Source organism: Stenotrophomonas sp. 2YAF22 (genome assembly GCF_052114665.1).
In the GTDB taxonomy this organism is placed as follows: Bacteria; Pseudomonadota; Gammaproteobacteria; order Xanthomonadales; family Xanthomonadaceae; genus Stenotrophomonas; species Stenotrophomonas indicatrix.
On record NZ_JBFRFE010000514.1, the window covers coordinates 1 to 3,173 of the forward strand.

4 protein-coding genes are annotated in these 3,173 nt (G+C 67.4%); all 4 read right to left on the reverse strand.

The genetic code is table 11. The features are described 5' to 3' along the window. Positions 1-1,203, reverse strand: a 1,203-nt coding sequence (locus AB4Y84_RS17380) for an ABC transporter transmembrane domain-containing protein (RefSeq protein WP_442250536.1), incomplete at its 3' end; no start/stop codon positions are given. After that, on the reverse strand, positions 1,200-1,622 hold the full coding sequence (locus AB4Y84_RS17385) for an ExbD/TolR family protein (protein ID WP_025875217.1): 423 nt from the start codon (positions 1,620-1,622) through the stop codon (positions 1,200-1,202). The genes AB4Y84_RS17385 and AB4Y84_RS17380, both read right to left, overlap by 4 nt. Before the next feature lie 3 nt (positions 1,623-1,625). Beyond that, the gene (locus AB4Y84_RS17390) at positions 1,626-2,288 is read right to left on the reverse strand and encodes a MotA/TolQ/ExbB proton channel family protein (RefSeq protein WP_108265380.1); all 663 of its coding nucleotides are present in this window, start codon (positions 2,286-2,288) and stop codon (positions 1,626-1,628) included. 3 nt (positions 2,289-2,291) lie between these two features. Next, positions 2,292-3,173, reverse strand: an 882-nt coding sequence (locus AB4Y84_RS17395; protein ID WP_442250537.1) for a ComEC/Rec2 family competence protein, incomplete at its 5' end; no start/stop codon positions are given.

Genomic DNA, 3,173 nt, shown 5'->3' on the forward strand with positions numbered 1-3,173 from the left:
GAGCAGGATGCGCCCCCCCTTGGGTTCGTAGAAGCGTGGGACCAGCCGGATCAGGCTGGTCTTGCCGCTGCCGGAACGACCGACGATGGCGGTGACCGTACCCGGCCTGGCAACGAAGCTGATGTCGTCCAGGGCGATGCCGCTGTCTTCACGGTAACGCAGCATGACGTGCTCGAAGGCCAGCTCGCCGCGTACGCGCTGTACCGCGTGCTTGCCGTCGTCGCGCTCGACCGGCATGTCGATGATGCTGAACAGGCGCTCGGCAGCGGCCACGCCGCGTGAGATCGAGGTCTGCACGCTGGTCAGCCGGCGCAGCGACGGAATGATGGCCATCATCGAGGTCATCAGGCCCATGAACTGGCCTGCATTGAGCTTGCCGGCCAGCGCCTCGCGGGTGGACACCCACACGATCACCGCCAGCGCCAGCGCCGCCAGGAACTGGACCACGCTGGAGGCGGCCGCGCGGGTCACTTCCACCTTCATGTTCAGTGCCAGCATGCGGTTGGCCAGGCGCGAGTAGCGCGAGATCTCGTGCTGCTGGGTGCCGTGCACCTTCACTTCCTGCTGCGCCGCCAGCGATTGCTCGGCGGTCTGCGCCATGGTGCCCATGCCGTCCTGGATGCCGCGGCTGATGCGCCGGTAGCGCTTGCCCACGTAGGAGACGATCACGCCGATCAGCGGCACCACCACCAGCATCGCCAGCGTCACCTTGACGCTCATCTGCAGCATCACCGCCAGCATGGCGATGATGGTGAGGGTATCGGCGACTACGGTTTTGAGCGCGTCGGCGCTTGCCTGGGTGACCTGTTCGGTATCGAAGTTCAGGCGGCTGACCATCACCGGCGTCGCTTCGGCGTCGAAGTGCGAGGACGGCAGGTGCAGGTACTTCTGCAGTACCTGTTCGCGAAGATCGCGGACCACGCTGCGGCCGGTCTTGGCCAGCGTGTAGTCGCTGACCCAGGTCGCCACGCTGCGCATCAGGAACAGGCCGAGGATGGTCAGCGGCAGGATCACCGCCATGCGCGGCTCAGGGTTGACGAAGCCCCGGTTGACCAGCGGCTCCATCAGCTTGGTGAAGTGATAGCCGGCCAGGGCTTCGACCACCATCGCGATGACCGCGCCGATCATGAACACCCAGTAGGTGCGGGTATAGCCCAGCAGACGTTTGTAGATCGGCCACACTGGCGCGTGATGGGAACTCATGGACGCACCTCTGGCGCTGTTGCAATGGCGATACGACGGAATCCGAGCTGGCCCAGCGCGTCCTGCGCGGTGACCACGGCCTGGTAGGGAGTGCGCGCGTCGGCACGCAGCAGCACGGTCTGTTCGCGGTCGCTGCCGGCGACAGCCGCAATGGTCTGCTTGACCGACTCGACGTCGCTGCGCAGCACTTCCTGATCGTTGACGAAGTAGCGGCCGTCAGCGTTGATCAGCACGCTCAGCGAGCGCGGCGGCTCGTTGGTCTGCTGCTGGCTGGCGGTCGGCAGCTGCACCTGCAGGGTCGAACGCGCATCGAAGGTGGTGGTGACCACGAAGAAGATGATCAGCACCAGGATGACGTCGATCAGCGGCACCAGGTCGATATGCGGCTCATCCTGGGACCGGTCGTTGCCGATACGCATCGATCAGGCCTTTGCCGTAGCGGCGGAGGACGCGCGCGTGGCGGGTGCCGGGGTCATCACCCCGGGCCGGCCATCCAGCGTATCCAGCAATGCGCTGGCTTCCTGCTCCATCTCCACCACGTAGCCGTGGATGCGGCCCTTGAAGAAGCGGTGGAACATCAGCGCCGGGATCGCCACGATCATGCCGGTGGCGGTGCATACCAGCGCCTTGCCGATACCGCCTGCAAGCTGGTTCACGTCACCCACGCCGTGATCGAGGATGCCCAGGAACATCTGGATCATGCCGACCACGGTGCCGAGCAGGCCCAGCAACGGGCCGGCCGAGGCGATGGTGCCCAGCGCGTTGAGAAAACGCTCCATGCGGTGCACCAGGTGGCGACCGGTGTCTTCGATGCGCTCGCGGATCTGGTCGCGCGGGCGATTGCGCGCTTCCAGTGCCGCGGCCAGCAGGGCGCCCAACGGCGAATTGGCACGCAGGGTCTGCAGGTGCGCCGGGTCGAGCTTGCCGCGCGCAGCCCAGTTGCGCACTTCTTGGCCCAGGCCAGGCGGCAGTACCTCGTTACGCCGCAGGGACCAGAAACGCTCCAGGACGATCGCCAAAGCCAGTACGCCCAACAGCAGCAGCGGCACCATCGGCCAGCCACCGGCCTTGACCAGTTCCCACACGTTTCAACCCTCCGGCCCAACGGCCGCTTGTTCGATCGGCGATAGGATAGCAGCCGACCGTGCCCGCCCAGCGGCATCCCACCACCGGGCTGCGTGGATACGCTGTTCACGCAGCTGCAGGCCTTGTGCGCCAAGCCATACGCGGATCGCGCCGGACTCGGCGGTGGACAGCACTTCGGCGCCGGCCGCCCGCCAGCGCTGCACCACGTCACGCTTCGGGTGTCCAAAGCGGTTCTGGTGCCCGGCCGAGACCAGCGCCAACCGTGGCGCCACCGCCTTCACCCAGCCGGGGGTGGAGCTGCCGCCACTGCCGTGATGGGGCACCAGCACCACGTCAGCACGCAGCGCCGCGGCAGCGCCCGCCAGCAGCGCCTGCTCGCCGGGCCGGCCGATGTCACCGGGCAGCAGCACCACCCCGTGTGCGCCGGCGACCCGCAGCACGCAACTGGCCTCGTTGTCGACGCCCTTCGCCGGAGCTGCAGGCAAAGCGGGCGGATGCAGCACCTGAAAATCGACCCCATCCCATTGCCAGCGCAGTCCCTGTTGGCAGGTGCGGGCAGTGGCAATCGCACTGCCCTGTGGCGCCAGTACGTCCAGGCCCGGCAGTTGTCGGCGCAACGCGGCGAGGTTGCCGCTGTGGTCCAGGTGGTCGTGACTGATCATCACCCGTGCCGGCGGCACCTGTCCCAACGCCCGCAACGTCGGCAGCAGTATCCGCTCCTCGCCTCCGCTGCCCGCCGGCGGGCCGACGTCGTACCAGAGTGCGTGGTGGGCGGTTCGCAGCAGCACGGCCGCGCCCTGGCCGACATCGTGCACCACCAGTTCCAACTCGCCCTGCTGCGGCACCGACCGTGCCGGCCACAGCAATGGCAGGCACAGCAATGA

Coding starts and splice junctions, on each gene's coding strand:
- AB4Y84_RS17385 (WP_025875217.1), bottom strand. CDS start 1,622: ATGCGTATCGGCAACGACCGGTCCCAGGATGAGCCGCATATCGACCTG.